Source organism: Streptomyces gardneri (assembly GCF_006539185.1).
In the GTDB taxonomy this organism is placed as follows: Bacteria; Actinomycetota; Actinomycetes; order Streptomycetales; family Streptomycetaceae; genus Streptomyces; species Streptomyces gardneri.
Window position 1 is genome coordinate 116,809 of the sequence record NZ_BJMN01000021.1, and the last position, 21,723, is coordinate 138,531.

22 protein-coding genes are annotated in these 21,723 nt (G+C 73.2%); 10 read left to right on the top strand and 12 right to left on the bottom strand.

Annotation, left to right across the window (positions count from 1 at the left end):
* Nucleotides 1-51: 51 nt before the first annotated feature.
* The 5 genes from SGA01_RS17135 (at nucleotide 52) to SGA01_RS17155 (ending at nucleotide 6,488) form a co-directional block, all read left to right on the top strand.
* Nucleotides 52-1,467 carry a CitMHS family transporter gene (locus tag SGA01_RS17135; protein ID WP_141297361.1) on the top strand — a complete coding sequence of 472 codons (1,416 nt, stop codon included), beginning with the start codon at nucleotides 52-54 and terminating at the stop codon, nucleotides 1,465-1,467.
* Between the two features lie 205 nt (nucleotides 1,468-1,672).
* Nucleotides 1,673-2,368: a hypothetical protein gene (locus tag SGA01_RS17140; protein WP_141297362.1), complete on the top strand. Its 696-nt coding sequence runs from the start codon at nucleotides 1,673-1,675 to the stop codon at nucleotides 2,366-2,368.
* Complete coding sequence (locus SGA01_RS17145; protein WP_141297363.1) at nucleotides 2,355-3,131, top strand: class F sortase; 777 nt, start codon at nucleotides 2,355-2,357, stop codon at nucleotides 3,129-3,131. Before SGA01_RS17140 ends, SGA01_RS17145 begins: the two co-directional genes overlap by 14 nt.
* Before the next feature lie 857 nt (nucleotides 3,132-3,988).
* Nucleotides 3,989-5,380, top strand: coding sequence for an aldehyde dehydrogenase family protein (locus SGA01_RS17150; RefSeq protein ID WP_141297364.1), 1,392 nt, complete (start codon nucleotides 3,989-3,991; stop codon nucleotides 5,378-5,380).
* A gap of 25 nt (nucleotides 5,381-5,405) precedes the next feature.
* Nucleotides 5,406-6,488 carry a Zn-dependent alcohol dehydrogenase gene (locus SGA01_RS17155; protein WP_055646416.1) on the top strand — a complete coding sequence of 361 codons (1,083 nt, stop codon included), beginning with the start codon at nucleotides 5,406-5,408 and terminating at the stop codon, nucleotides 6,486-6,488.
* Nucleotides 6,489-6,517: 29 nt separating this feature from the next.
* On the opposite strand, the gene SGA01_RS17160 is transcribed toward SGA01_RS17155, so the two are convergent.
* From SGA01_RS17160 to SGA01_RS17170, 3 genes are all read right to left on the bottom strand, one after another.
* On the bottom strand, nucleotides 6,518-7,249 hold the full coding sequence (locus SGA01_RS17160) for a DsbA family oxidoreductase (protein WP_174867350.1): 732 nt from the start codon (nucleotides 7,247-7,249) through the stop codon (nucleotides 6,518-6,520).
* 38 nt (nucleotides 7,250-7,287) lie between these two features.
* Nucleotides 7,288-8,088 (bottom strand): oxygen-binding di-iron domain-containing protein, encoded by an 801-nt coding sequence (locus SGA01_RS17165; RefSeq protein WP_141297365.1) that lies wholly within the window; start codon nucleotides 8,086-8,088, stop codon nucleotides 7,288-7,290.
* A gap of 100 nt (nucleotides 8,089-8,188) precedes the next feature.
* The gene (locus tag SGA01_RS17170; protein ID WP_229918021.1) at nucleotides 8,189-9,169 is read right to left on the bottom strand and encodes a DMT family transporter; all 981 of its coding nucleotides are present in this window, start codon (nucleotides 9,167-9,169) and stop codon (nucleotides 8,189-8,191) included.
* 79 nt (nucleotides 9,170-9,248) lie between these two features.
* On the opposite strand from SGA01_RS17170, the gene SGA01_RS17175 reads away from it, so the two are divergent.
* Complete coding sequence (locus tag SGA01_RS17175; protein WP_141297366.1) at nucleotides 9,249-9,929, top strand: TetR/AcrR family transcriptional regulator; 681 nt, start codon at nucleotides 9,249-9,251, stop codon at nucleotides 9,927-9,929.
* Nucleotides 9,930-10,032: 103 nt separating this feature from the next.
* Here SGA01_RS17175 and SGA01_RS17180 read toward each other — a convergent pair whose 3' ends face one another.
* The 3 genes from SGA01_RS17180 to SGA01_RS17190 form a co-directional block, all read right to left on the bottom strand.
* On the bottom strand, nucleotides 10,033-10,965 hold the full coding sequence (locus SGA01_RS17180) for a DMT family transporter (RefSeq protein ID WP_141297367.1): 933 nt from the start codon (nucleotides 10,963-10,965) through the stop codon (nucleotides 10,033-10,035).
* 126 nt (nucleotides 10,966-11,091) lie between these two features.
* Complete coding sequence (locus SGA01_RS17185; RefSeq protein WP_055646420.1) at nucleotides 11,092-11,787, bottom strand: ArsR/SmtB family transcription factor; 696 nt, start codon at nucleotides 11,785-11,787, stop codon at nucleotides 11,092-11,094.
* An 18-nt stretch (nucleotides 11,788-11,805) separates the two neighbouring features.
* Entirely contained in the window at nucleotides 11,806-12,579 is a 774-nt protein-coding gene (locus tag SGA01_RS17190) for a TetR/AcrR family transcriptional regulator (protein ID WP_229918023.1), read from the bottom strand.
* 75 nt (nucleotides 12,580-12,654) lie between these two features.
* Between SGA01_RS17190 and SGA01_RS17195 the strand changes: the two genes are divergently transcribed.
* The 3 genes from SGA01_RS17195 (at nucleotide 12,655) to SGA01_RS17205 (ending at nucleotide 14,919) form a co-directional block, all read left to right on the top strand.
* Nucleotides 12,655-13,806 carry an acyl-CoA dehydrogenase family protein gene (locus SGA01_RS17195; RefSeq protein ID WP_141297368.1) on the top strand — a complete coding sequence of 384 codons (1,152 nt, stop codon included), beginning with the start codon at nucleotides 12,655-12,657 and terminating at the stop codon, nucleotides 13,804-13,806.
* Between the two features lie 107 nt (nucleotides 13,807-13,913).
* Nucleotides 13,914-14,201 (top strand): YiaA/YiaB family inner membrane protein, encoded by a 288-nt coding sequence (locus tag SGA01_RS17200; RefSeq protein ID WP_055644393.1) that lies wholly within the window; start codon nucleotides 13,914-13,916, stop codon nucleotides 14,199-14,201.
* A 91-nt stretch (nucleotides 14,202-14,292) separates the two neighbouring features.
* Nucleotides 14,293-14,919 (top strand): TetR/AcrR family transcriptional regulator, encoded by a 627-nt coding sequence (locus tag SGA01_RS17205; RefSeq protein ID WP_055644394.1) that lies wholly within the window; start codon nucleotides 14,293-14,295, stop codon nucleotides 14,917-14,919.
* Here SGA01_RS17205 and SGA01_RS17210 read toward each other — a convergent pair.
* Nucleotides 14,910-15,371: a MaoC family dehydratase gene (locus SGA01_RS17210; RefSeq protein ID WP_141297369.1), complete on the bottom strand. Its 462-nt coding sequence runs from the start codon at nucleotides 15,369-15,371 to the stop codon at nucleotides 14,910-14,912. The genes SGA01_RS17205 and SGA01_RS17210 overlap by 10 nt on opposite strands.
* Before the next feature lie 115 nt (nucleotides 15,372-15,486).
* Between SGA01_RS17210 and soxR the strand changes: the two genes are divergently transcribed.
* Nucleotides 15,487-15,960 carry a redox-sensitive transcriptional activator SoxR gene (gene soxR, locus SGA01_RS17215; RefSeq protein WP_141297370.1) on the top strand — a complete coding sequence of 158 codons (474 nt, stop codon included), beginning with the start codon at nucleotides 15,487-15,489 and terminating at the stop codon, nucleotides 15,958-15,960.
* A gap of 104 nt (nucleotides 15,961-16,064) precedes the next feature.
* Here soxR and SGA01_RS17220 read toward each other — a convergent pair whose 3' ends face one another.
* From SGA01_RS17220 to SGA01_RS17240, 5 genes are all read right to left on the bottom strand, one after another.
* Nucleotides 16,065-16,793 carry a 3-keto-5-aminohexanoate cleavage protein gene (locus SGA01_RS17220; protein ID WP_141297414.1) on the bottom strand — a complete coding sequence of 243 codons (729 nt, stop codon included), beginning with the start codon at nucleotides 16,791-16,793 and terminating at the stop codon, nucleotides 16,065-16,067.
* Nucleotides 16,794-16,872: 79 nt separating this feature from the next.
* Nucleotides 16,873-17,490, bottom strand: coding sequence for a hypothetical protein (locus SGA01_RS17225; RefSeq protein WP_141297371.1), 618 nt, complete (start codon nucleotides 17,488-17,490; stop codon nucleotides 16,873-16,875).
* A 146-nt stretch (nucleotides 17,491-17,636) separates the two neighbouring features.
* The gene (locus tag SGA01_RS17230) at nucleotides 17,637-18,863 is read right to left on the bottom strand and encodes an alpha/beta hydrolase family protein (protein ID WP_167534121.1); all 1,227 of its coding nucleotides are present in this window, start codon (nucleotides 18,861-18,863) and stop codon (nucleotides 17,637-17,639) included.
* 123 nt (nucleotides 18,864-18,986) lie between these two features.
* On the bottom strand, nucleotides 18,987-20,369 hold the full coding sequence (locus tag SGA01_RS17235; protein WP_141297372.1) for an erythromycin esterase family protein: 1,383 nt from the start codon (nucleotides 20,367-20,369) through the stop codon (nucleotides 18,987-18,989).
* A gap of 73 nt (nucleotides 20,370-20,442) precedes the next feature.
* Nucleotides 20,443-21,708 carry an exo-beta-N-acetylmuramidase NamZ family protein gene (locus SGA01_RS17240; protein ID WP_141297373.1) on the bottom strand — a complete coding sequence of 422 codons (1,266 nt, stop codon included), beginning with the start codon at nucleotides 21,706-21,708 and terminating at the stop codon, nucleotides 20,443-20,445.
* Nucleotides 21,709-21,723: the final 15 nt, after the last annotated feature.

Here is a 21,723-nt window from a genome sequence, read left to right on the forward strand (position 1 = left end):
ATCCGGACCGCCGCTCGGCGGCAGTTCAAGGGTGAACGTGAGGTGTCCTCCATGCTGACCGTCCTCGGCTTCGCCATGATCGCGACCTTCCTGGTCCTGATCATGATGAAGAAGATGTCGCCGATCGCGGCGCTCGTGCTGATCCCCGCGCTGTTCTGCGTCGCGGTGGGGCAGGGGGCCCAGCTCGGCGACTACGTCATCGAGGGGGTCGGCAAGCTGGCGCCGACCGCCGCGATGCTGATGTTCGCGATCGTCTACTTCGGCGTCATGATCGACGTCGGTCTCTTCGACCCGATCGTCCGGGGCATCCTGCGCTTCTGCAAGGCCGACCCGGTACGCGTCGTCGTGGGTACGGCGGTGCTCGCCGCGATCGTCTCCCTGGACGGCGACGGCTCCACCACCTTCATGATCACCGTCTCGGCGATGTATCCGCTCTACAAGCGGCTCGGCATGAGCCTGGTCGTCATGACCGGTGTCGCCGCCACCGCCAACGGCGTCATGAACACCCTGCCCTGGGGCGGCCCCACGGCCCGCGCCGCGACCGCGCTGAAGCTGGACGCCGCCGACATCTTCGTACCGATGATCCCCGCGCTCGGCGTGGGCCTGCTCTTCGTCTTCGCCCTGGCCTACGTCCTCGGGCGCCGCGAGCGCAAGCGCATCGGCTACCTCACGCTCGACGAGGCCCTGGTGCCGGAGACCGAGACCGTGCTGGTCGCGGCGGGCGGCGGCGGTACGGACACCACACCGAAGAAGTCGGTCGGCGGCTCCGCCGAGAGCACGGACACGGGTGCGGGTGCGGGTGTCGCTGCGGGCGACGACGAGGGCTTCCAGGGACTCGACCCGAACCGCCCGACCCTCCGCCCCAAGCTGTACTGGTTCAACGCCGGCCTCACGATCGTGCTGCTCACCGCGATGATCCTGGAACTGCTGCCGATCCCGGTCCTGTTCCTCCTCGGCGCCGCCCTCGCGCTCACCGTCAACTACCCGAACATGACCGAGCAGAAGGCCCGGATCGCCGCCCACGCGGACAACGTCCTCAACGTCTCGGGCATGGTCTTCGCCGCGGCCGTCTTCACGGGCGTCCTCACCGGCACGGGCATGGTCGAGCACATGGCCGACTGGCTCGTCGGCGCCATTCCCGAGGGAATGGGATCGCACATGGCCGTGGTCACCGGTGTGCTGAGCCTTCCGCTCACCTACTTCATGTCGAACGACGGCTTCTACTTCGGCGTGCTGCCGGTCCTCGCGGAGGCCGGTGCGGCCCACGGCGTGTCGCCCCTGGAGATCGCCCGGGCGTCGCTGGTCGGCCAGGCGCTGCACATGTCCAGCCCGCTGGTGCCCGCCGTGTACGTCCTCGTCGGCATGGCGAAGGTGGAGTTCGGCGACCACACCCGGTTCACGGTGAAGTGGGCGGCGCTGACCTCGCTGGTCGTGCTGGCGGCGGGGATCCTCTTCGGGATCATCTGAGGCCTGACCAGGCCTGACCAGGCCTGACTTGGTCTGGCCGGGTCCGGCCTGCCTGCCGGGGTTGGCATGGCCGGGCGGTCGGCTCGGCCGGACGGGCGACTTCGGAGGGTGGCGCAAGCATGTCGCCACCCTCCGTGTTCATGTGGTGACAGATAGTCGGATTATCGGTTGAACTGTCCGTCGAACTCCTTCCGGAGGAATCCGCATGACCGCTCGTACCGCCCGACCTCTCGCCGCCACGGCCGCCGTCACCCTGACCCTGGGCAGCCTCGCCCTCGCAGGCGCGCCGGCCGCGTTCGCCGCGCCCGGCGACAACGGCGACGTCAAGATCCACAAGGTCGGCACGCCCTTCGACGACCCGCGCAACGAGCCGAAGGTCTGCAGGTTCTACCTCGCGGCCTTCAACTTCGACACGCTCCAGGAAGTCGACTGGGAGATCACCCCCCAGCCACCCAAGGCTGACGACCCGAACCTCAGCGGCCACATCACGCTTGCCACCGGCACGGGCCACACAAGTGAGCTGTCGCTGCCCAGCGGCCAGTACAAGCTCGTCTGGACCTTCGAGGGCGAGAACGGGGCCGGTAAGAGCAAGGTCTTCAAGGTCGAGTGCCCCGGTGACGTCATCACCAACCCGACGCCGACGCCGACGCCGACGTCGACCAACGGGAACGGCGGCCCGGGTGGAGGCCCGGGCGGCAACGGCCACGGTGACAACGGCGGTAACGGCCACCACAAGCCCCCGCACGGCCCGGTCGGCGCGGGCGGCGGCGGCAGCGCGCCGATCGCCGCCGAGGACTCCTCGACCTTCGGTATCGGGGCGGCCGTCGCGGCGGGCCTCGCCGGCACGGCCGGACTGGTCCTGATCCGTCGCTCGCGCCGCCGCGACAATGGCGCCGCGTAGGTCCCGCCCCACGCGCCGACCCCGCCTCACACGCCGCCACCGGCGACTCCTCCGGCTCACCAGGACCGTCACGGTGACGTGCGTCCTGGTGGCCGGGGGCGCCTGGTGGGCCGGGGACGGGGAACCGGTCGACCCGCCGCTCGCCGCGAGCCCGGCCGCACCCGGCCCGGCCGCGGCGGGAGCGGCCGCGGCCGGAGCGGCGGCGGGCGCCCCGGCCTCCCTCGACCACAAGGCGAAGCCCAGGGCTCTCCCCAAGGCCACGCCCCCGCCCCGGCCGGCGCCGCCCCCCGCGCCGCTGGCCCGTTCGCGCCCCACGGCGCTCGCCGTCCCGGCCATCACCATCGAGGCCCCGGTCACCGACCTCGGCATCGACGCCGCCGGGCGGCTCGACACCCCGCCCGTCGACAACCCCCGGGTCGTCGGCTGGTACGCGAAGGGCGTCACCCCGGGGGAGCGCGGTACCGCCGTCGTCGTCGGTCACCGCGACACCCGCAGCGGGCCCGCCGTCTTCCTCAACCTCGACTCGCTCAGCCCGGGCAACACCGTCCGGGTCGCCCGCGCCGACGGCAAGGTCGCCGTCTTCACGGTCGACCGCGTCCGGACGTACGCCAAGGCCGACTTCCCCGACAAGGAGGTGTACGGGGCCAAGGGACGGCCCGAACTCCGGCTGCTCACCTGCGGCGGAGCGTTCGACAAGGGCAAGGGCTACGAGGCGAACATCGTCGTCTTCGCCCACCTCACCGACGTCGACCGGACGATCTGACCGACCGGCAGACCTGACCGACGGACCCCAGCCGCGTCCGTCGCTCGGCTCTCGTCCGGAGCGTCCGCCGTCAGGGCCGGCGAAGGGCTGACGATCGGCAGGTCGACCACCTGGTGGCCGGGGGCCGGTCGCCGGAAGTTCCCCAAAGCGGGCAATGGCGAGAAATCGCCAGGTACTTCCCTCTTTCCCAGCCAGGTGGGCAAGATGGCCGAGGAGCTGGAACGAGCCCACGTCCCCCGCGTGGAGGTCGTCCGGCACCACCATCACGGGCCGCTCGGCCGTCAGCTCCCCGAGCAGCCCCGCCGTCGCCCGGAACAGCCGCTCCCGCTCCTCCTCGGGACTGCGGCCCCTCTCCGGACGCGCCCGCCCTGGCCCGCTCCGCGGCCGGTCAGCCGACCGGTCGGCCGTCGGCCGGCCGTCCAGGGCTTCGGCGAACGGGTCGTACGACGTGCGGCCCTCCGCGTCGCGCCCCGCGCCGCACGTACGGTCGCCCCCTCCGGCGGCCGCCCGCCGGGCCGCCTCCCCGGCCGGCCGCCCGGTCGGCCCTGCCCTGCCGTGCCGCGCCGTGCCGAGCTTCGCCTCCCCGGTGAGCGCGAGCGCGGGCGGCTCGACCGGGGCCTCGTCGCAAGGTGGCTTCCGCCAGTTCCCGGGGTGTACCGCTGTGCGGGGCGGTCGTGGACAGGGCCCGTGCCGGGGCGGCACGATCGGCGGGGAACTGAGACCCGGGGCACTCCGGTCGGCCCTGGCGCCGGAAAACTAACAGCGCTAGTTTGGGTCCGGACGACGAACCGGTCGGTAACGTCCGGTCCGCAAGGTCCGGTCGGCGACGCCCGGTCGGCAACGTGAGGAGAGAGCGGATGAAGGCCCACGACGCGATGTACATCGGCGGGGAGTGGCGCCCCGCCTCCTCGACGGAGACCGTCCCGGTGGTCAACCCGGCGGACGAGCAGTTCATCGCGCATGTCCCGGCGGGCACCGCCGAGGACGTCGACGCCGCCGTCCGCGCCGCCCGCGCCGCGCTCCCCGGCTGGTCCACCACCCCGCCCGCCGAGCGCGCCGCCCGGATCGCCGCCCTGCGCGACGCGCTCGCCGCTCGCGCGGAGGAGATAGCCGCCACCGTCACCGCCGAGCTCGGCGCCCCGCCGCAGCTCGCCGCCGCCGTCCACGCGGGCCTGCCGATCGCGGTCGCCGGCTCGTACGCCGAGCTGGCCGCCACCCACCCCTTCGAGGAGAAGGTCGGCAACTCCACCGTCTACGCCGAGCCGGTCGGCGTCGTCGCCGCGATCACCCCCTGGAACTACCCGCTCCACCAGATCGTCGCCAAGGTCGCCCCCGCGCTCGCCGCCGGCTGCACGACCGTGCTCAAGCCCGCCGAGGACACCCCGCTCACCGCTCAGCTCTTCGCCGACGCCGCGCACGAGGCGGGCCTGCCCGCCGGCGTCTTCAACCTGGTCACCGGCCTCGGCCCGGTCGCCGGACAGGCCCTCGCCGAACACCCGGACGTCGACCTCGTCTCCTTCACCGGCTCCACCGCCGTCGGCCGCCGCATCGGCGCCCTCGCGGGCGGCGCCGTCAAGCGGGTCGCCCTCGAACTGGGCGGCAAGTCCGCCAACGTGATCCTGCCGAGCGCCGACCTCCCCAAGGCCGTCGCCGTCGGCATCGCCAACGTCATGTCCAACTCCGGCCAGACGTGCAGCGCCTGGACCCGGATGCTCGTCCCCGCCGAGCGGTACGAGGAGGCGGTGGCGCTCGCAGCCGAGGCCGTCGCCAAGTACGTCCCCGGCGAGCGGGTCGGCCCCCTCGTCAACGCCAAGCAGCGGGACCGGGTCCGCGGCTACATCGAGAAGGGCGTCGAGGAGGGCGCCCGGCTCGTCGCCGGCGGCCCCGACGCCCCGCGCGAGACCGGCTACTACGTCTCCCCGACCGTCTTCGCCGACGTCACCCCCGACATGACCATCGCCCAGGAGGAGATCTTCGGCCCGGTCGTCTCGATCATCAGGTACGAGGACGAGGCCGACGCCCTCGCCATCGCCAACGGAACCGAGTACGGCCTCGCCGGAGCCGTCTGGGGCGAGCCCGAGGAGGCGGTCGCCTTCGCGCGCCGCATGGAGACCGGCCAGGTCGACATCAACGGCGGCCGGTTCAACCCGCTGGCCCCCTTCGGCGGATGGAAGCAGTCCGGTGTCGGCCGGGAGCTCGGCGCGCACGGCCTCGCCGAGTACCTCCAGACCAAGTCCCTCCAGTTCTGAGCCACGAGGAGTACCGCACGTGAGCCTGATCCGCGCCGCCGTCCTGCCCGCCGTCGGCTCTCCCCTGGAGATCACCGGCATCGAACTCCCCGAGCCCGGCCCCGGCCAGGTCCGGGTCCGGCTCGCCGCCGCCGGGGTCTGCCACTCCGACCTGTCCCTCTCCAACGGCACCATGCGCGTGCCCGTCCCGGCCGTCCTCGGCCACGAGGGCGCCGGCACCGTCGTCTCGGTCGGCGAGGGTGTCACGCACGTCGCACCCGGCGACGGCGTCGTCCTCAACTGGGCGCCGTCCTGCGGCGACTGCCACCCCTGCTCGCTCGGCGAGGTCTGGCTCTGCGCGAAAGCCCTCACCGGCTCCGCGAACGTCCACGCCCGCACCGAGGACGGCACCGAGCTCCACCCCGGACTCAACGTCGCCGCCTTCGCCGAGGAGACGGTCGTCGCAGCGAACTGCGTCCTGCCCGCCCCCGACGGCGTACCGCTCACCGACGCCGCCCTGCTCGGCTGCGCCGTCCTCACCGGCTGGGGCGCGGTCCACCACTCCGCCCGGGTCCGGGCGGGCGAGACGGTCGCGGTGTTCGGTGTCGGCGGGGTCGGCCTCGCCACCCTCCAGGCCGCCCGGATAGCGGGCGCGTCCACGATCGTCGCGGTCGACGTCTCCCCGGAGAAGGAGGCCCTGGCGAGGGCGGCGGGCGCCACCGAGTACGTCGTCGCCTCCGAGACGACGGCGAAGGACATCCGGAAGCTGACGGGCGGCCAGGGCGTCGACGTGGCCGTCGAGTGCGTCGGCCGCGCCGTCACCATCCGCACCGCCTGGGACTCCACCCGGCGTGGCGGCCGCACCACGGTCGTCGGCATCGGCGGCAAGGACCAGCAGGTCACCTTCCACGCCCTGGAGCTCTTCCACTGGGGCCGCACCCTGGCCGGCTGCGTCTACGGCAACTCGAACCCGGCCGCCGACCTGCCGGTCCTCGCCGAGCACATCAGGGCCGGCCGCTTCGACCTCGGCGCCCTCGTCACCGAGCGGATCACCCTGGAGGGCATCCCGGCGGCCTTCGACAACATGCTCGCGGGCAAGGGCGGCAGGGCCCTGGTGGTCTTCCCCTGACGCCCTGACGCCCTGACGCCCGCATTCGACTATTCGGTGGCGGCCCGCAGGAGGATGTCCTCGTACACCTTCGGGTCGTCCGAGGCGATCACCGGCCAGCCGATGCCGTAGCCGCCCTCCCAGCCCACGTCGATGCCCGGGTTGGCGTGGTCGGAGCCGTCGGACAGGAACAGGTGCGGGCTGCAGTTCACCCGGTCGGTACGGGACACGGCGGCGTGCTCCGAGAGCGTCCGGCGGGCCCGGCCGTCGTCGAGCGCGGCGGCGAGGGCGTCGGCGTCGACCGCGCCGCTGTCCGCGGCCACGTCGAGGATCACCTTGCGGTGGCTGATGCAGCGCGACTCGGCCCAGAAGGCCCGGCGCAGCCCGAGGTCGAGCTGCTCCGAGGCATGGAGGCTCTGCTCCTTCGCGGCGAGGACCGCCTCCAGGGCGGGCAGCGTCGTCGACGGGTAGAGCCAGTCCTTGGCCTGCCACAGCTGCCAGCCGGCGGCCGGCTCCAGGCTGGCCATCCGGGCGACCTCGCTGTCCGTGCCGGGGCGCGGGCTCGGGGCGTCGTTGAGCAGTTCCAGCGGGAAGGCGCGCAGGTCGAAGGAGACCTGCTCCGCCAGGCCCAGCCGGGCCCGGGTGGTGTGCAGGCGGTGGACGGCGATGTGCGCGAAGGAGCACCAGATGTCGGAGTAGACGGTGACGACACCGCGCGGCGGGGTCAGGTCGACGGTGGCCGGGTCGAAGGGGGTCGGTTCGGAGCTGGTCGGGTGGGTCATGGTTCTCCTCGGTTCGGGAAGCGGCCGGGCGGCGGGCCTCAGCCGGTGCGGGACTCGTGGGCGTCGAGCGCGGCCTCCAGGTCGAGGTCGGCGCCGGGGAGCCAGGCGGGCAGGGAGGGGATACGGGTCATCGCCTCGAAGAGCCGCGGTACGGCGGCCTCGCGGACGGTCGGACCATGGGCGCTGAGCAGCCGCGCGGGACGCAGCGCGGCCAGTTCGCGTACGGGCCGGAGGAACTTCCCCTCGTCGACCAGCGCGGTCCACGGGGCTATGGCCCGGTTCAGGACGTCGAACCCGTGGAAGAAATCCGCCTCGTCGAGATCGGCGAAGTCCCGGGCTGTTTCCTCGACCACGGTCCCGAAGCTGTCGGAGCTGTAGAGCGTGCCGTCGGAATGGTCGAACACCGCGAGTGTCCCGGGTGAATCGAAGGTGGGCGGCCGATGGAAACTCAGCTCCCGGTCACCGATCTTCACGCCGCTTCCCGGGTTGGCCGTCACCACCCGTTCCCGAGGAATGTCGAACTCTTCCGATAATCGCGTCAGCGATAGCGCGTGGACGAGGACCTTCGCGCGCGGCGCGGCCTCCAGGACGGCCGCCAGGGCGCCGGTGTGGTCGCGGTCGTCGTGGGTGACGACGACCCAGCGCAGATCCGCCGGGTCGATCAGCGACCAGAGGGACTCCAGGAAGCCGTCCCGGTCGACGGGCATGCCGGTGTCGACGAGCATCGGCAGGCCCGACCGTACGAGGAAGGCGTGGACCGGCTGGTCGCCGAGGCCGGGTACGGGCAGCGCCGAGGGGAGGACGTGGATGTCCGGCCCTGCGGTGTAGGTGGCTTTCACGGCACATCCCTCGGTCGGAGAGTCGGGGGCTTCGAGTTGAGGGCTTCGGGTTGAGGGTTTCGGGTTGGGGGTTTCGGGTTGGGGGCTTCGGTCGGGGGATTCAGACGAGCTGGATGGTCAGGGAGCCGGCGATCAGCAGGACGAGGCCCAGGGCACGGGGCTTCGTCAGCGAGCGTTGCGGCAGCTTGAACAGGCCCTTGTGGTCGATCAGCGCCGAGGTGAGCTGCTGCCCCGTCACGGTGAGCGCGATGGTCACCGCCGCGCCGATGGTGGGCATGAGCAGGAACGTGCCGGTGACGTAGGCGGCGGCGCACGCGCCACCGAGCCAGCCCCACCAGGGCATCTTCTTCAGCGGGGCGATCTTCGGCTTCGGCGTGCGACGGGTCGCGTAGAGCACGAGCAGGACGACGGCGATGGTGAAGGTCGCCACGGCGAAGCTGATCACGGCGACGGTGAGGGGCTCCTTCAACTGGGCGCGGAGCTGGGCGTTGACCGCGCCCTGCACCGGCAGGACGGCTCCTGCGAGCACGCCGAGGGCGAGCCAGCCGGCGCGCCCGGCGCCCGACATCCGGGGAGCGCCGGGCGGGGCCGCCGCCTTCATGCCCCGGATGATCATGGCGATGCCCGCGAGCACGGCGAGGGCACCGATGACGATCCCGGCGTTGAGGCCCTGCCGCTCCAGGCCCAGGAGGCCGAAGAGGTCGAGGGCGAGCGAGGCGAACATCTGGCCGGTCACGAAAAGTCCGACGGCGGCGAGGGCGCCGAGCCGTGGGAAGAGCAGGATGCCGCTCGTGATGTAGAGCGGACTGGCGAGTCCGCCCAGCAGCTGCCAGGCCTCCACGTCGGGGAGCTTGCCGAGCGCACCGAGCGCTCCGGCCGCCACCGCGAGGACGGTGAGCAGCCCGGTCGCGACGCCGAGCTGGATGGTCGAGGCGCCGTACGGAGTGCCGACGGCGGAGTTGAGCTGGAGGTTCACCGAGGCCTGGACGGCCAGGAGGCAGCCGACCAGCAGGGCCGCGGCGAGGAGCGCGGTGTGCATCTGGATCTCCCTGGGCGGGATGGCGAGCAGGTAAGTGGACACTGAGTCCGTTTAGCATGCCACGCGACAACCCAAGCGGACAAGGTGTCCACTTAGAGCTGAGGGAAGTAGGGTCTGGTCCATGAGCGACGACGAGCAGCGAGGACGTGGAGCCTCCTCCGCGGACTCCTCCGTGCACCGGGTCGACGGCCTCCTCGGTGATCTGCAGGGGGCGGACGAGCAGCCGGTCGCGCCGCGCCGGCGCGCCGACGCGGAGCGGAACCGCGCCCAGATCCTGGCCGCCGCCGAGCAGCTCTTCGCCGAGCAGGACCCCCGGTCGGTCACCATGGACCGGATCGCCAAGGCGGCCGGCGTGGGCCGAGCCACGCTCTACCGGAGCTTCCCCGACCCGCCCTCCGTCGCCGTCGCCCTCCTCGACGAGCACGAGCGCCGACTCCAGGGGCAGTTGATCTACGGACCGCCGCCGCTCGGTCCCGGCGCACCCGCGGGGGAGCGGCTCGCCGCCTTCTACCTCGCCATGCTCGACCTGCTGGAGCGTCATCTGCCGCTGGCGCTGGGGGCGGAGACCGGGGCCGCGCGCTTCAGGACGGGGGCGTACGGGTTCTGGCGCGTGCACGTCCGCACGCTGCTCGTCGACCACGGGGTGGAGGATCCGGACCCGATGATCGACATCGCGCTCGGCCCGCTGGCGCCGGAGCTCTTCCAGTTCCAGCGGCACGAACTCGGCCTGTCGACCGAGCGCATCGGCCGCTCGATGTCGGCCTTCGCCCGCCAGCTGCTGCGCTCCGGGCGCGGGAACTGACGGGGTGACGGGTCAGGACACCGCGGGCGAGGCGCCGGGAACCTGGTCGTGGCCATGGTCTTGACGACCGCCCGTGAGTGTCCGGAAGCGGGGGTACGGCCCGTCAGGTGGATTCGGCCGTTCCGGCAGCGGCGACGGTCCGCGGTCGCGAACGGGACACGGCCACGCCCGCCAGGCAGAGCGCGCCCCCGGCGAGGGTGAGCGGCCCCGGCAGCTCGCCGAGGAAGAGCCAGGCGAGGAGGACGACGAGGGCGGGTACGGCGTATGTCGTCGCGCCCATCCGGCCGGCGGTCGTACGGGCCAGGGCGTACGCCCAGGTCGTGAAGGCCAGCGCGGTCGGGAACACCCCCAGGTAGAGCATGTTCAGGGTCGCCGACAGCGGGGCCCTGCCCGCCTCCTCGACCAGCTGCCCGGCGAACGGCAGGCAGGCCACCGCGCCCACCAGGCAGCCGAAGGTCGTCACCTGGAGCGCGCTGCCGTGCGCGAGCGCCGGCTTCTGGGCCACGACCCCGCCCGCGTACGCCGCCGCCGCGACCACGCAGAGCGCCACCCCGAGCACCGAGGCGTGCGCGCCGGACGATCCGCCGGAACCCTCGGACCCGCCGGACATGGAGAGGCCCACGGCGACCGCGCCCGCGAAGGAGACGGCCATCCCGGCGACCAGCCGGGGCGGCAGTGACTCCTTCAGGAACCTCGCGCCGAGCAGCGCGATCAGGATGGGCCCGATGTTCACGACCATCGCCGCCGTCCCCGCGTCGACCTCCTGCTCGCCCCAGTTGAGGACCACCATGTAGACGCCGAACCAGAGCAGCCCCGAGATCAGGATCCCGCGCCAGGCCGCCCGGGGAGGCAGCCCCTCGCGCCGGATCAGGAGGACGCAGCCGAGGACCAGCGCCCCGGCGAGGAGCCGCCCGAGGGCGAGGGCGCCGGGGGAGTAGGCCGCCCCGGCGCTGCGGATGGAGACGAAGGCGGAGGCCCACAGGACGACGGTGACACCGGCGGCGGTGAGCGCGAGGCGAGAGGTTCGGTTCTGCATGGCCTGACCGTAGAGCGCGGACGGTTCGGCGTTCACCGCAATATCGGCGGGCTGGTGGCCGGCGGGCCGGCGGGCCGGCGGGCCGATGGTCAGCGGGTGGGCGGGTCGAACGGCCGGTGGGCCCGCTCAGCGCAGCGACGCCGGAGCGATGCCCAGCGTCTCGTGCAGCGCGGCCTCGCCCTCCGCCGTGACCTTCACGGCCCGCTCGGTCCCGATCCGCACGCACCACCCGGTGTCCAGCGCGTGGCGGCAGAGCGCGGCGCCCGCGATCCCCGCGAGGTGCGGCCTGCGCTCGGTCCAGTCGAGGCAGCCGCGCGCGACGGGCCGCCGCCCCGCCCGTACGAGGGGCACGCCCAGCTCCTCGAACCACCCCACGCCCCGGTCCGTGAGCGCGAACCCGGTGTCCTGGCGCAGCAGTCCGCGCACGGTCATCGCCTCGGTGATCGCGATCCCGAGGCGCCCGGCGAGGTGGTCGTAGCAGGTCCGCCCCCGGGCCATCGCCCGTCCGGCGCTCGCGGCGCGCAGCGAGCGCGGTGGCGCCGCCGGTCCGGGCTCCGACCGGGCGGCCAGGTCCTCGACGAGATGCGCGATCCCCGGGTCGGCCAGCCGGACGTACCGGTGCCTGCCCTGCCGCTCCTCCGTGAGCACCCCGCCCGCGACGAGCTTTCCGAGGTGCTCGCTGGCGGTGGACGGCGCCAGGCCCGCGTGGCGGGCGAGCTCCCCGGCGGTCCAGGCCCGCCCGTCGAGCAGGGCGAGCAGGAAGGTGGCGCGGCTCTCGTCCGCGAAGAGCGCCGCGAGCGCGGCGAGATCACTGGCTGCCATGACCTCAGGGTCCCGCACTCACCGTTCGGCAGGTGCCGAACTGTCCGACGCCGAACTGTCCGAGGTCGATCCGCCGGGCACCGATCCGCCGGACACCGAACCCTCGGACACCGACACGCCGCCGGGCACCGATCCGCCGGGCACAGAGCTGTCCGGCGCCGAGCTCTCGTACTGGATCAGCAGTCCGTCGAGCAGCGCCCGCAGGCCCGTCTCGAAGGCGCGCTCGTCGACCTTCTGGCGGTGCTCGGCCAGGAGGTGGGCCTGGCCGAGATGGGGGTAGTCGGCCGGGTCGTAGGCCGTCTCGTCGTCGACGAAGCCGCGGGCGAAGGAGCCGAGGGCGGAGCCGGTGACGAAGTACCGCATCAGCGCGCCGATCGAGGTGGCCTGCGCCGGGGGCCAGCCCGCCCGGACCATCGCGCCGAAGACCGCGTCGGCGACGCGCAGGCCCGCCGGACGGCGGCCGGGGCCCTGGGCGAGGACGGGAACGATGTGCGGGTGGTCGGCGAGGGCCGCGCGGTACGAGACCGCCCAGTCGTGCAGGGCAGTACGCCAGTCGCGGCCGTCGGTCTCCGCGAACATCGACAGGTCGATCTTCGCGCTCACCGCGTCCGCGACGGCGTCGAGGATCTCGTCCTTCGTCCGGAAGTGGTTGTAGAGCGAGGGCCCGCTCACCCCGAGTTCGGCCGCGAGTCGCCTGGTGGAGAGCGCGGCGAGTCCCTCCGCGTCCACGAGTGCACCCGCCGTCTCCACGATGCGGTCTCGGCTGAGCAGGGGCTTGCGCGGTCGGGCCATGGCGCACATAGTAGGCCTGCGCAAGAAAACTAGCAGTGGTAATTAAATGGCGGGCGAGAAGGATGAGGTGGCACGGTGGATCTGGCGCTGAGTGAGGAGCAGGAAGCCGTACGGCGGCTCGCCGAGGACTTCGTCGCGCGCGAGGTCACCCCGCACGCCGTCGCGTGGGACCGTGCCGAGGAGGTGGACCGGGCGATCGTGAAGAAGCTCGGCGCCGTCGGCTTCCTCGGGCTCACCATCCCGGAGGAGTACGGGGGTTCGGGCGGCGACCATCTCGCGTACTGCCTCGTCGCCGAGGAGCTCGGCCGCGGCGACTCCTCCGTGCGCGGCATCGTGTCCGTCTCGCTCGGTCTGGTCGCCAAGACCCTCGCCGCCTGGGGCACCGAGGAGCAGAAGCAGGCGTGGCTGCCCCGGCTCGCCTCCGGCGAGGCGCTCGGCTGTTTCGGCCTCACCGAGCCCGGCACCGGCTCCGACGCCGGGAACCTGACCACCCGCGCGGTCCGCGACGGCGACGACTACGTCCTGAGCGGTACCAAGATGTTCATCACCAACGGCACCTGGGCCGATCTGGTCCTCCTCTTCGCCCGCACCAACGACACCCCGGGCCACAAGGGTGTCTCCGCCTTCCTCGTCCCCACGGACACCCCCGGCCTCACCCGCCGCGCGGTCCACGGCAAGCTCGGACTGCGCGGCCAGGCCACCGCCGAACTGGTCCTGGAGGACGTCCGCGTCCCGGCCGCCGCCATGCTCGGCCCCGAGGGCAAGGGCTTCACCGTCGCCATGTCCGCCCTCGCCAAGGGCCGCATGTCCGTCGCCGCGGGCTGCGTCGGCATCGCCCAGGCCGCGCTCGACGCCGCCGTGCGCTACGCGGGGGAGCGCGAGCAGTTCGGAAAGCCGATTGCCTCGTACCAGCTCGTGCAGGAGCTGATCAGCGACATCGCCGTCGACGTGGACGCCGCCCGGCTCCTCACCTGGCGGGTCGCCGACCTGATCGACCGTGGCGAGGACTTCGCCACCGCCGCCTCCAAGGCGAAGCTGTACGCCTCCGAGGCCGCCGTCCGCGCGGCGAACAACGCCCTCCAGGTCTTCGGCGGCTACGGCTACATCGACGAGTACCCCGTCGGCAAGCTGGTCCGCGACGCGCGCGTCATGACCCTGTACGAGGGCACCAGCCAGATCCAGAAGCTCATCATCGGACGGGCGCTGACGGGGGTCTCGGCCTTCTGACGTCCGATCCCCGGCCTCCTGGGGACGTCCGATCCCCGGCCTTCTGAGTACGTCGCTGAGTACCCGGACGGATGTGGCGCCGGCCACATCCGTCCGATGCTGTCCTCATGAGCGACACACCGGTCAAGCAGCAGAACACCGCCGCCTACTACATGCAGGCCGTCATCTCCTTCGGGGTCGCCGGCACGGCCGTGGCCATCGGCGTCTACCAGCTGGAGGCCAGCGCCTGGGTGCGGGCCTTCCTCGCCATCTCGGTCCTCTACCTCACGACCTCGGCCTTCACCCTCGCCAAGGTCATCCGCGACCGCCAGGAGGCCGGACAGATCCACAGCCGGGTCGACCAGGCCCGTCTGGAGAAGCTCCTCGCCGAGCACGACCCCTTCCAGAAGCTCTGAGTCGCCGAAGCTCCGAGCCGCCGATCTCTAAGCGCTTGCTCACCCACGTTGTATGGTGTTCGTCCTGACGGGGTCCGAGAGGGAGTGTGGGATGAGCGCGGCGGAGGAGACGCCCGGGGGCGAGGACATGCCCTGGGGCGAGGTCACGCCCGAGGCGGCCCGGCGACTGCTGGTGGCCGCCGTCGAGGCGTTCGCCGAGCGCGGCTACCACGCCACCACCACCCGGGACATCGCGGGCCGGGCCGGCATGAGCCCGGCCGCGCTCTACATCCACTACAAGACCAAGGAAGAGCTGCTCCACCGGATCAGCCGCATCGGTCACGACAAGGCCCTGGAGATCCTCCGGGCCGCGGCCGACCGCGACGGCACGGCCGCCGAGCGGCTCGCCGACGCCGTGCACTCCTTCGTCCGCTGGCACGCCGAGCGCCACACGACCGCGCGCGTCGTCCAGTACGAGCTCGACGCCCTGGGCCCCGAGCACCGCGCCGAGATCGTGGAGCTGCGCAAGCAGTCCGACGGGGCGGTGCGCCGGATCATCGACGAGGGCGTGGCCGCGGGCGAGTTCGTGGTGCCGGACGTGCCCGGCACCACGGTCGCGGTGCTCTCCCTCTGCATCGACGTCTCGCGCTGGTTCAACACGCAGGGCCGCCGCTCGCCCGACGAGGTCGGCGCGCTCTACGCCGACCTCGTACTGAGGATGGTCGGGGTTCAGAAGTAGTAGCGGGACACCGACTCGGCGAAGCACGCCGGCTTGTCGGAGTCCTCGCGCTCCACGGTCACCGCCGCCGTCACCTGCACGCCGCCGCCCGCCTCCTCGACCTTCGTCAGGACGGCCGTGGCGCGCAGCCGCGAGCCGACCGGTACGGGGGAGGGGAACCGCACCTTCTCGGTGCCGTAGTTGAGGCCCATCTTCATGCCCTCGACCCGCAGGACCTGTGGGACGAACAGGGGCAGCAGCGACAGCGTCAGATAGCCGTGGGCGATCGTCGCGCCGAACGGGCCGTGGGCGGCGCGCTCCGGGTCGACGTGGATCCACTGGTGGTCACCCGTGGCCTCGGCGAAGAGGTCGATGCGCTTCTGGTCGATCTCCAGCCAGTCGCTGTACCCCAGCTGCTCGCCGACCCCCGCGCGCAGTTCCTCGGCGGAGGTGAAGATCCTCGGCTCGGCCATGTTCCTCGTCCCTTCTCGTACGACATACCGCTCGGTATCTAAGCGCTTGCTCAGCATGTGGGGTATGGGGGCCGCTGTCAACGGCCGCCCCTGACGCACCAGTAGGGTTCGTGGAGTGCCGCAGATTCCAGAGAAGATCCACGAGCTCACCGTCGGCCAGCTCTCCGCCCGTAGCGGGGCCGCCGTCTCCGCCCTGCACTTCTACGAGACGAAGGGGCTCATCAGCAGCCGCCGCACCACGGGCAACCAGCGCCGGTACGGCCGTGACGCCCTGCGCCGGGTCGCCTTCGTCCGGGCCGCGCAGCGCGTCGGCATCCCCCTCGCCACGATCCGGGACGCGCTCGCCCGGCTCCCCGAAGAGCGCACTCCCACGAACGAGGACTGGGCGCGGCTCTCGGCGGCCTGGCGCACGGAGCTCGACGAGCGCATCAAGCAACTGGGCCGACTGCGCGACCACCTGACGGACTGCATCGGCTGCGGCTGTCTCTCCCTGGAGACCTGCGTCCTCTCCAACCCCGACGACGTCTTCGGCGAGCAGATGGCGGGCTCCCGCCTGATGCCGGTCCGCCGGCCCTCCGAGGAGGACTGAGCGGTACGAGGGTCACGGACGGCTTACGCGAGCCACACCGGCCACGCGAGCCACGCCATCCACACCAGCCATGCGGGCCGCGCGAGCCACACGGGCCACGCGGGTCACGAGGGCCACGCCAGAGCCGCCGCGACCAGTTCGGCGCTGGATCGGGCCCGGGAGCCGTCCGGCAGGAGCAGGGTGTCGGCGAAACCGATCCGGGTGCCGAGCCCGAGGCGGCGGGCGAGGCGCAGCACCGGCCACGCGCCGCCGTCCACGCCGTGGAGCAGCACCGGCACTCCGGACGGGACGTCGAAGCTCCCCAGCAGGGCCCGGGCCGAAGCGCCGGCCGTCGCCGGGTCCGGGTCCGCGACCTCCGCGCGGACCCGCAGCACGCGGGACGCCAGGGGCGAGCGCGCGAACCGCGCCGGGCCGTCCGTGCCCGACCGCACCCCGGCCTCGACGCCCACCCCGAGCTCCAGGAGCGCCGCCGCCACCTCCTCCGCGCCCGGCTCGTGCCAGTCGACCGAGGCATGGTCCGGAAGGCCCGGATCTCCCAGGAGGGCGCCCCAGGACCGCACCCTTTCCACCCGGCGCCCGGGGTCGCTCTCGGCGGGCCCGCCCGCCGGCACTCCCACCGGTACGGCGACGGCCGCCCTGACCGCCGTCAGGAGCGGGGCAAGCACCCGCGGCGAGAGGGACTCGGAGCCGCAGGGCGTGCGCGGGTGGACGCGCACCTCCCGCGCGCCCGCCGCCACCGCGAGGGCCGCGGCCTCGGCGATCGACTCCGGCGACATCGGCACCCCGACGGAGTCCCCGGGTCCCCGTGACCCGTTGAGACACGCCTGAAGCAGCTGAGCCATCGGAGCCTTCGGAGCCATCGGAGCCATTGGAGGCACCGCAGGCGCCGGAGACAGGGGAACGCCTCGGGTCTCACGCCGCCGGAGCCAGCGGCCGGCGCGCGTCCCCCCGGGCGCGGGCCAGCGCACCCGACGTGAGCACCGCTCGCGGGACGCCCACACCGCAGTCCCCGCACACCGGGCCGAGCCACGGCTCGTACGCGTCCACCGACCCGGCCCGCCACTCGATCCGTGGCCCCTCGCACACCGGACACCGCTCGCCCGGGCCGTCCTCCAGGGCGGCGATCAGCCGGCGCAGCACCTCGGGCAGCGGATCCGACGGGTGCACGGCCGGGTCGCCGCACCGCACCACCCCGTTGCCGCCCCAGACCCGGCGGTGCCAGTCGTCGACCGCGCCGAGCCCGCGCAGCCCGTCGTGCTTCTCGCGCCTGCGCCGCGCGGCGAACTCCTCCTCGTACGCGAGCCACACCGCCCGCGCCTCCTCCAGCTCGTCGAGAGCGGCCACCAGCCGCCCCGGATCGAGCTCCCGGTCCTCGGGACCGAACCTGTGCCTGCGGCACAGATGGTCCCAGGTCGCCCTGTGCCCGTACGGCGCGAACCGCTCCAGGCACTTGCGCAGTGAGTACCTGCGCAGCGCCGTGTCGCACCCGGGATCGCGCACCTGTCTCGCGAGACTCCGGAAACCGGCCATCTCTCGCCACCTCCGTCGCTGGTCCTACCGCGGTATCAGAGGGACGAACGAGTGGCCCGCCGTGTTCCATCGAAATCCGGATGGCAGCCATCAACGGGGCGGGAGAGATCACCGGAGCACAGCGGAACCCAAGCGTCCGGTGGGGTTCAGGGGCGCCCCGCCCGGGCCGCCGACACCACCACCCGGGCCAGCTCGGGACGGCATATGTCGCTGTGCGAGCGGACCACCTCCGCCGTGTCCACGTTCACGCACCCCGAGCCCGGCACCCCTTCGCGCGGCACGTCCGCCACGGTCCGCGCCGCTGTACCCGGCACCCCCTGGACGCCGTCGTGCCCGATCGCGCCCCAGCGCGGGTCCCCGGTACCCGGCAGGGCCGTCAGCGACGCGGAGTCGCCCGCGAGCCGGGACGCCAGCGGGTACATCACCCCGAGTGCCGTGTCGTGCCGCGAGTAGCAGGCGACCACCGGCCCGCGCACCCGGCGCTGCAGGTCCCGCAGCGCGCCGGAGCGCCGCGGGTCGTGCGGCAGGCGGGCGGTGAAGGCGTAGTGCGAGAAGGCCCCCTGGAGGAGCGTCACGGAGGCCACCGGCCGCGCTCCCTCCGGCAGGCCGCGCAGTGCGTACGCGACGAGCCGGGCGCCCATGCTGTGCCCCACGAGGTGGACGCGCAGGCCCGGGGCCGTCCGGGCGACCTCGCCGAGCAGGGGCCCGAGCCCGGACTCGCCGACCCGCCCGGCCCGCCGCTTCATCACGTAGTAGGTGGCCTGCCGCAGCGCCTCCCTGGCGCCCTTCCAGTACCGCTTGAGTCCCTCCCCGAACTCCCCGAACTCCCCGTCGGGACCGTCTCCCGGATCGCCCCCGGGATCGTCCCCCAGGGCCTCCGTGAACAGGGCGCACACCGCCACCGGATCCGCGACCAGGAACTCCGGCACGGACCCCGCGAGGCCGGTGGCACCCGCCGCGCCGCCGGGGACGTCGGCCAGCTCCCTCAGGAGCGCGCCGAACTCGGCGAACGCGGCCTCGTGCGGCGGCGCGAGCGCCAGCAGCTCCGCGAGCCGCCCGAGGACCGGCTCCTTCTCCGGCAGGACCGTCACGAGCGCCCGGTAGTCGGGCACCGGCTCGTCCGTGAACATCATCGAGGGCCAGATCACCCCCGCGTACCCGGCCTCGACCCCGGGACCGAACAGACCGGGGAAGGGGGCGAAGAAGTCCGAGCAGAGGCGGGTGGCGCCGGACGGGGAGCTGTTCCACCCGTGGGCGAGCAGCACCAGGTCCGTCACCCCCTGCCGGGCCAGTGCCGCGAGGGCCGCGGACTGCCCCGCCGGCCCGTCGCCGTCCTTGTCGAAGGTGATCTCCCGGTACGGTTCCACACTCATCCCGGTCACGGCCCGACCGCCCCTCCACGTCGAGGTGGCCGCCACACCCCGCGCGGATGCGCGGGCAGCGGCTCCACGGCCAGCATGCCCGCGCACGGCCACGTCCAGACGTCTGCCGGGTCGTCAGCGCAGCCGCGCCGCCGAGATCCTGGGGAAGTGGATCAGCAGGTCGTACGAGGAGGGGAGCAGCACGGGCACGTTGTCGCCCGGCCAGGGGTACGCGGTCCCGACGTGATGGGCGGGCCGGGGCACTCCGAGCCAGTCGCGCGCCGCCGGGGTCGTCCGCCGCAGGTCCAGGTAGAAGGCGCCGGGGGAGACCCGGTCCAGGGTGTCGGCGTGGCTGTCCGGGCCGAGCGGCGCGACGGTGAAGGCCCGCAGGGGTTCGCCCGGGGCCTCGGTGTCGTGCGCGTTGAACGAGCCCTGCCCGAAGGAGGCACCGACGCTCACGTAGTCCCGGCCGAGGGCGTCCCGAAGGAAGGCGCCCTGGAGCCGCGGGTACTGGTCCGGCTTCGGCGTCACGTACCCGACGTGCCCGTTGTGGGCGGAGAGCACGATCCGGTCGCCCGTCTGCCGCTGCCACCACACGGTGTTCTCGGCCATGACGCGGTCCCGGTAGAGCATGGCCGCGGCGACACCCGAGTCCGAGAAGAGGTCGTGGGCGAACTCGGTGCCGACCTGGGTGATGGCACGCGCGTGCTGCACCGCCCAGAGGTGCGCCTCACGTGCCCCGGGGCCCTTGCCCGGCCGCTGCCGCTCCAGGAGCGCGAGGGCCTGGTTCACGTCGGCGGCCATCCGCTGCCGCTCGGGGCGCGGCTTGAGCATGTACGCCTTCATCCAGGCCTCGACCTCGCCGGAGGGCCGCGACGCCCGGTACAGCTCCTGGAAGCGGGGGAGGAGCGCGGGGCGGGTGCGGGCCACGTACGAGGTGACGGCGTCGAAGACGTTCGGCCCGGCGTAGCCGAGGTCGTTGCCCATGAAGCGGACCTGGTGCCCGGGGTGGGTCTGGTTGTGCCGCCGCATCCAGCGGAACAGGTCGAGGTACTCCTCGGTGTTCCAGAGGCGGTACGACTCCTGGAACTCGTCCCGCATGATCGCCCGGATGTCACCGCGGCCGGTGCGGACCCACTCGTCGACCAGCAGCCCGGTGGACCAGGGGGCCTCCAGGGCGAAGGTGGTGAAGCCCCGCCGCTCCACGAGGTGTTCGAAGATCCGGTGCTTGGCCGTGAAGAACTCCGCCGAGCTGTGGGTGGCCTCGCCGATGCCGACGACCTTGGCCGAGCCGATCATCCGGTCGAGCGGCCGCAGGTCGGTCAAGGGCTGCGCGGTGCGGGCGAGTTCGCGGGCGGGATCGGGTGCGGCCGGGGTCCCCGCCGCACCGGCGGCGGGTGCGAGGGAGCCGAGGCAGGCGGCGACCAGCAGCCCGACGAGGGGCAGCCGCCGACGTCGTAAGGACGAACGGGGAGAACCGGAAGCACGGGAAGAATGAGAAGAACGGGAGAGGTTCATGGGTCAAGCGTGGTCGGCGGGACGCCCCGAAGACATCCCGCCCGCACCCCTGTCGACCGGGGGACAACCCCCGTCAGCGGTACAGCAGATGCTCCCGCCGCACCGCCCGGAAGGCCGTCAGGTCCGCCTCCCACGCCCCCACGACCTCGTCGGTGTCCGCGCCCGCGTCGATCAGGGTCCGTACCCGGGTCGAGCCGGTGAGCTTGTCGATCCAGTGGTCCGCCCGCCAGGCGAAGCCGGACCACGACCGCCGGGCGGTGACCAGCAGGCCGACCCCGGTCCGTACCGGGTCGAAGGCCTCGCGGTCGTGGACGTGCAGCTGCACGCCGCCCACGGTCTTCCCCTGGAACTTGGAGAAGGTCGGAGCGAAGTACGCCTCGCGGAAGCGGACTCCGGGCAGGCCGAGCGCGTTCGCGGCCTCCGCCCACCGCCGGTCGACCCCCTCGGCGCCGAGCAGCTCGAAGGGCCGGGTCGTGCCCCGGCCCTCGGAGAGGTTCGTCCCCTCGAAGAGGCAGGTGCCGGAGTAGACGAGCGCGGTCTCGGGCGACGGCATGTTCGGGCTCGGCGGCACCCACGGCAGCCCGGTCGCGTCGAAGAAGTCGGTGCGCCGCCACCCCGTCATGCGGACGGTCTCCAGGGCCACGGGCGCGGTCAGGAACTCCGCGTTGAAGAGCAGGGCCAGCTCGGCCACCGTCATGCCGTGCGCCTGCGCGATCGGCTCGCGCCCGACGAAGGTCGCGAAGGCCCGGTCGAGGACGGGCCCGAGCGCCGCGCGCCCGGTGACCGGGTTCGGCCGGTCGAGGACGACGAAGCGCTTCCCGGCGAGCGCGGCGGCCACCATGCAGTCGTACAGCGTCCAGATGTAGGTGTAGAAGCGCGCGCCGACGTCCTGGATGTCGAAGACGACCGTGTCCACCTCGGAGGCCGTGAAGACGTCCGCCAGCGGCTGCCCGCTCTTGAGGTACGTGTCGTAGACGGGCAGCCCGGTCGCCGGGTCGTCGTACCGCCCCTCGGAGCCGCCGGCCTGGGCGGTGCCCCGGAAGCCGTGCTCGGGGCCGAAGACGGCGACCAGGTCGACCCGTTCGTCGGCGTGCATCACGTCCACGACGTGCCGGGCGTCGGCGGTGACCCCGGTCGGGTTGGTGACGACACCGACCCGCTCACCGGCCAGCAGGGCGTACCCGTCCGCCGCGAGCCGCTCGAAGCCGGTACGGACGCGGTGGCGCCCGGCGTCCGGGGCGGCCGAGGCGGCAGGAGCGAGGGCCGCGCCCGTGCCCACCGTGCCCGCGGCGCCCAGGGCACCCCCGGCGGCCAGCAGACTCCGTCGCGACAGGCTCATGCGGAAACCTCCTCG